We start from the raw sequence: 5543 nt of genomic DNA, 5'->3' as shown, positions 1-5543 counted from the left end.
GAGCAGGCGCGCGGTGAGCGCCGTCGAGTAGATGCCGCGGACCCGGACCCGCGACATCGTCACAGCGCCTCGCGATCGCGCGCGAACCGCACTCGGTCGTTCACCGTGTCGCCGAGCGCGAGTTCGACGAGAACGGGCTCGGCGTTATCGTCTTCGCGGAGTACTCGCCCACCCTCCACCGGGACGCCCCAGCCGTCGAGCGAGAGGTAGCCCCGGAGGTCGCTCCCATGGGTGAACAGGTCGACGTCGGCGGTCGGGTGTTCCTGGATGTCGGTCGCGCTGTGGGCCATCTCCATGTCCGAGTACACCGGTCCGTCGCCCGCGAAGAAGTCGGTCAGCGCCTCGGCGTCCGCCGCGACCAACTCCGCGACGCGGTCCGAGACCGCCGCGATCTCGTCGGTCTCCAGCCCGGCCTCGCGGAGCGCGCGCTGGGTCCGCTGGTCGAAGTGCATACTCCGGCGTTCGGGTGCCGCGGTTTCAACTCTGTCGGCTCCGCTGAAATCCGGTTTTCGGATATACCCGTCTGTGAAACGGCCGGTCGCTGGAAACTGCCAACTATACGGAACGTACAATATATTTGGATTTCCTAGATGTCAGACTCACGTAATTCCGAATGTCAATGGCAATGAGACGTGGTTGAACGCTTATCATTGAGGGGAAAGTTACTCCGGTAGATGACAGTGGTTCCAACGGAGTGGAGTGAGCCGGATTCTCGGCTAGGCGTCTACTATGAACTCCTCTGGATAGGGCTGGCAATTCTCGGTTTCGGTGCGGTCGCGTACTGGGAACCGTTCTCAATCACTGTCTCGATCACGCCACAACGACTTGCCGGCGCGACAACCCTCGGAGTGGCTCTCGGAATCGCTGTGACGTACGGCTCATTTGTGAGCGAGCGGTCCCAACGACTCTGGGAAAATTCCCGCATTCGGTTCGCTGGCCTGTTCATATTCGTCATGGGTGTCCAACTTGGACTCAATGTTGCCCCCACGTGGACGGTACTTACGATGCTAGCGCTACTTTTCACACTCATACCGCTTCGCGTCGCCATCTACTTTCGTATGCGGTAAGCCCTACAGCTAATCGCAAGTGGCTCGCCCGTAGTTAGCAGTTGATCGCCGCATCGAGGAGGGGTCGGAACGTCTCCGGCTCGATGGAGTACAACTGTCGATAAGTAGGGTTGCGAACACACCGTTACAGATCATGTTTTGAGGGATCACAAAGTGCGATACGCGCCTCTTCGGCGGAGACGGTGAATATCACGACGTCCAAGCCGTGTTCAGTGGCGATATTGCGTATCCTTTCGGGGGCGTTTTCTGGAGCAGCATCCACGGTACCACCGTTCCACGATAACGCGTCGAGAATTCGTATCCAAAGTGTCTGATTCTCGTGTTTCAATCCTCCCTCGCGTGGGATTTTACCGGATACCCACTCACCGGACAGCCCCGACACAGCCGTATCGCCGCTATCGAACTTGAATCCAGAATAGCCCGCCTCTTCGAGTTCCTGTATCACGCGCTCCCAGTCCGTCATTAACCGTCCAATCGAACAATACGGGGTTAAATATGTAGTCCATACTGAACGAGACGTACTTTACCGGTATTCCCCGCCAGCGAGTCAACCCTTATCACCGGGACCACTCTGCCGTCGCTGGAGGTCCGCGGATCCGGCCGCTCGCCTCGCGTTCCCCGAGTCCGACCCTCCCGTCGGCAATCGATTAAGTCACCGGGGGATCTAACGGGACCCATGCCAGCAGACGAGGACCCGATCGCGTCCCGGGCCGACGACGACCGCGACCTCTACGACGTCGCCACGTGGGAGGAGCGGACCTCTCTCGACGGGCTGTCGGTCGCGCTGTACTGGCTGCTCACCCGCTCGGCGAAGGCCGGGATCGTCCTCGTCGCGCTCGTCGGCCTGCTCGCGATCCTCGGCTCGTTCGGGATCGGCCTGCTCTTCGACCCCGCGATCGCGGTCCTCCTCGGGCTCTCCGTGATCCCCGCATTCGGGCTGGCGGCGTACGTCTACGTCTCGGATGTCACCACTGGTGAGCCGCTGTCGCTGCTCGTGGCCACCTTCTTCCTATCGATCCTGACGGCCACGTTCGCCGCGGTCCTCAACGGCAGGCTCCAGCCGTTCTTCCGGCCGCTCGGCTTCCCCGGGCTCGTGCTCTTCTTCTTCCTGATCGTCGGGCCGGTCGAGGAGTCCGTGAAGCTGCTCGCGGTCCGGCTGTACGCGTACACCGACGCCCGGTTCGACGCCGTCATCGACGGGGCCGTCTACGGTGCCATCGCCGGCCTCGGCTTCGTCGTCATCGAGAACCTCGTGTACATCGCCCAGAACGTCGACCTCGGGGAGCTGACGGTCGGGATCGCGGCGCTCGGCGCGGGCGACGGCATCGCCGCGCTCCGGGCGCTCGCCGGACCGGGCCACGTGATCTACTCGGCGTTCGCGGGCTACTACCTCGGGCTGGCGAAGTTCAACCCCGGGAACCGCGGCCCAATCGTCGTGAAGGGGCTCGTGCTTGCGGCCGCGATCCACGGGCTGTACAATACCCTCGTCGGCCCGGTGACGGGGATCGCCTCGGGGCTGTTCGGCGTCCCGCAGGTGCTCGCGCTGTTCGGGTTCGTCCTCGTCTTCCAGGGCGCGTTCGGCTACGTCCTCCTCCGGAAGATCCGGCGCTACCGCGACGCGTACCTCGACACGCGCGACGCGGTCGACCCCGACGTCGAGCCGGAGCTGGACGAGTTCGAGCAGTAGCCGAGCCACCGCACCCTCCGCCCCTCCCGTCAGGGCGGACTCTCGACCCGCGAGCGGTCGCCGGTCCCGCCCGTCAGCGCGCTCGCGAGCGCTCCCTTCACCACCACCTCGTCGCCGAGGTCGGTGAGCCGCACCTCCGGGACGTTGATGAACACCATCTCCGGGAGCTTCTCGCGGATCGGATCGAGGACGCGCTCGGGGTTGTTGAGCGCGACCGCGCCGCCGATCGTCACGACCAGCGGGGCGTACGCGTGGATGACGTTGGCGATGCCCATGGCGTTCCAGTGGGCGACCTGATCGATCACGTGGTCGGCGAAGGTGTCCTCGCCCGCCGCCTCGAACACGTCGACCGCGGAGAAGTCGGGGTCCTCGACCGGGAGGCTCGTCTCGATCGGGTCCTCCTCGTACAGCTCGCGGGCGTAGTGCGGGATGTTGTTGCCCGAGCAGTACCCCTCCCAGTGGCCGTCGAGCCCGCAGCCGCAGGTCATGAACCCGTGCGGATCGACGGTCATGTGGCCGACCTCGCCGGCGTTGCCGTCCCACCCCGAGAGCACGTTGCCGTCGACGGCGACCCCCGCGCCGATCCCCGAGGAGATGGTGAGATACACCATGTCGTCCGGGTTGCGCTCGGAGTGGAACCGCTCGCCGATGACGCCCGCGATGGTGTCGTTGTGGAGGTACACCTCGTCGGTGTCGAGCAGCCGGCCGACTGGGCCGACGAGCGGGATGCGCTCGACGGTGTCCGGGAGGTTCGCCGGTCCCTGAACGACCCCCTCCGCTAAGTCGAGCGGGCCGATCGAGCCGATCCCGGCCGCGACCGGCTCGCTCGGCGCGATCCCCGCCTCCGTACAGGCCCCTCGGATCACCTCCAAGACGGCCTCCGTGACGGCGATGCCGTTCGGCCCCCGCGGGGTGCCCCGCGACGCGGAACCGAGGATCGCCGCGGTCTCGTCGCCGACGACCGCTCGGACGTTCGTCGCCCCGAGATCGACGCCCACGTAGTACATCGGGTGTAAGCGCGGACCCGTCTCACTTAAGCGGGACGCTTCGCGCGGTCGAGCGAGGGTAAAGAACTAGATCGCTTCCGCGAAACCGCCTTACGACGCGGTCTCGCGGACGAACGTCACCGGACACGGAGCCGACAGCATGACCTCCTGTGCGACGCTGCCGAAGACGGCCTTCCCGGTCGGGGATCGTCGTCGTCCGCCGACGAAAACGCGGTCGGCTCCGAGACTGTCGGCGGTCTCGATGACCTCGTCGGCGAGGTCGCCGACCGCGCCACGGACCGAGTGCCGCACGCCCGCCTCCGAGAGCGCCTTCGAGAGCGCGCGAGTCGTCGCGTGCCGCTCCGCGACGGCGTCGGGCGTCGAGCCTTCGCTCCCCCGTTCGACGCCCAGTTTCTCCCGGATCCCGTCGAACTCCGACTCGTCGAACACGTGGGTCAACACGACCTCGGCGTCCGCCGGCTCCGCGACCGCGATTATCTCGTTCGCGAGCCGTTTCGCGCGCTTCTCGTCCTCGGTACCAACCGCCAGTACGACTGTCTCGATGCTCATACACGCCTTTCGTCTCCTCGTGACTTAAAAACATCGGAGTTTTAACTCAAATTCGAATAAACATTTAGTCGATCGATCCTGACAGTCCGGCGCTGCCGACGCCGTCACCTTCGACCGATTCCGGTCGGACGGACGCATCGCTGTCGAAGCGAAACTCTGTCTCGGCAGTCGGCGACGAGCGTGACCGCGGGGAACCGTTCAGTAACAGGCGCGTCGAGAACCGTTCAGTAGTCGGGGGCGTCGTCCTCGACTTCGCGCTTCAGCGAGTCGCGGCGGGACTTCGCGTCGCGACCGGTCGCCTCCAGCAAGAACTCGTTTTTCGCGTCGACGGCGTCAGCGGCGGCGTCGGCGTCCCCGTCGGCGATGACCTCCTCCGCGGGCCGCTCCTCGAAGTGGACCGCCAGCTTGTCCTTCTTGCTCCCGTACTCGGCGGCCCCCGCGACGATCCGCTTGAACACCGGGTTGTCGGGGTCCCCGACGACGTACAGTTCGTGGCCGTCGTACTCCTCGGTGCCGGTGACCTCGCCGAAGTACTCCTCGATGGACCCCTTCAGGTCCGGCATTCGGTCGTCCAGATGCTCGCCGCGGCGCATCTTGTACTGCTTCATGCCGCGACCGTTCGACAGGCCGGCGTAAACCAGTTTCGTCACGCCCGTTCGGGGGGTTCGGCCGCCGACGCGCCCCTTTTATCACGACTACCGTCGTCGTCGCTCGACTACCGCGGGCGTTCGTCGACGTACCCGCGCTTACACTCGGGACAGATGTCGCCCGCGCGCATGGAGTTCCCGTCTGCTGCCCGAACCATGCCGCATTCCGGGCAGTAGTACTCTGTCGGCTCGTCCCCGCCAGCGGTCTCCAGATCCGGGCTCTCGCCGCGGGTGATCCCGGTTCCGCCCTCGCCGCCGGCGTCGAACGAGACCGCCTCCGCGTCGTCGGGGGACTCGACGTACTCCGTCTCCGCCGACCTCGCCGACTCCGCGTCCCCCTCCACCGCCTCAGGCGCGAGTCCCCCGCCGAACTCGACGTCGGCCTCGCCGCCCTCGCCGACCTCCGCGCTGAACCCCTCGTCTTCGCCCCCGTGATCCGGCCAGGCGGTCTGGTCGTCCCCCTCGGCGTCCTCCTCGTCGACCGACGGCCACGCCCCCCGTTCACGGTCATCGAGCGACTCCCCCTCCTCGTCGAGGATCACGCCGTCGTCGGTCTCCGCGTCCGATTCGTCGGTCGACGCGGACT

7 protein-coding genes and 1 pseudogene are annotated in these 5543 nt (G+C 65.8%); 2 read left to right on the top strand and 6 right to left on the bottom strand.

Annotation, left to right across the window (positions count from 1 at the left end; translation table 11 throughout):
• Positions 1 to 59: 59 nt before the first annotated feature.
• On the bottom strand, positions 60 to 452 hold the full coding sequence (locus tag BN903_RS09630; RefSeq protein WP_048077534.1) for a hypothetical protein: 393 nt from the start codon (positions 450 to 452) through the stop codon (positions 60 to 62).
• A 222-nt stretch (positions 453 to 674) separates the two neighbouring features.
• Here BN903_RS09630 and BN903_RS09625 point away from each other — a divergent pair, with 222 nt between their 5' ends.
• Complete coding sequence (locus tag BN903_RS09625; RefSeq protein WP_048077533.1) at positions 675 to 1067, top strand: hypothetical protein; 393 nt, start codon at positions 675 to 677, stop codon at positions 1065 to 1067.
• A 124-nt stretch (positions 1068 to 1191) separates the two neighbouring features.
• Here the strand turns inward: BN903_RS09625 and BN903_RS09620 are convergent, their stop codons facing one another.
• The gene (locus tag BN903_RS09620) at positions 1192 to 1530 is read right to left on the bottom strand and encodes a hypothetical protein (RefSeq protein WP_048077532.1); all 339 of its coding nucleotides are present in this window, start codon (positions 1528 to 1530) and stop codon (positions 1192 to 1194) included.
• 213 nt (positions 1531 to 1743) lie between these two features.
• Between BN903_RS09620 and BN903_RS09615 the strand changes: the two genes are divergently transcribed.
• Complete coding sequence (locus BN903_RS09615; protein WP_048077531.1) at positions 1744 to 2754, top strand: PrsW family intramembrane metalloprotease; 1011 nt, start codon at positions 1744 to 1746, stop codon at positions 2752 to 2754.
• 29 nt (positions 2755 to 2783) lie between these two features.
• Here BN903_RS09615 and BN903_RS09610 read toward each other — a convergent pair whose 3' ends face one another.
• From BN903_RS09610 to BN903_RS09595, 4 genes and pseudogenes are all read right to left on the bottom strand, one after another.
• Entirely contained in the window at positions 2784 to 3761 is a 978-nt protein-coding gene (locus BN903_RS09610; protein WP_048077530.1) for an ROK family protein, read from the bottom strand.
• A 90-nt stretch (positions 3762 to 3851) separates the two neighbouring features.
• The gene (locus BN903_RS09605) at positions 3852 to 4310 is read right to left on the bottom strand and encodes a universal stress protein (RefSeq protein ID WP_048077529.1); all 459 of its coding nucleotides are present in this window, start codon (positions 4308 to 4310) and stop codon (positions 3852 to 3854) included.
• Between the two features lie 224 nt (positions 4311 to 4534).
• Positions 4535 to 4918: a DUF5611 family protein gene (locus tag BN903_RS09600; protein WP_048077528.1), complete on the bottom strand. Its 384-nt coding sequence runs from the start codon at positions 4916 to 4918 to the stop codon at positions 4535 to 4537.
• A 107-nt stretch (positions 4919 to 5025) separates the two neighbouring features.
• Positions 5026 to 5543 (bottom strand): annotated as a pseudogene (locus BN903_RS09595) (hypothetical protein); the annotation flags it as partial.

Source organism: Halorubrum sp. AJ67, assembly GCF_000513435.1.
This window is presented reverse-complemented; position numbering and strand designations above follow the sequence as displayed.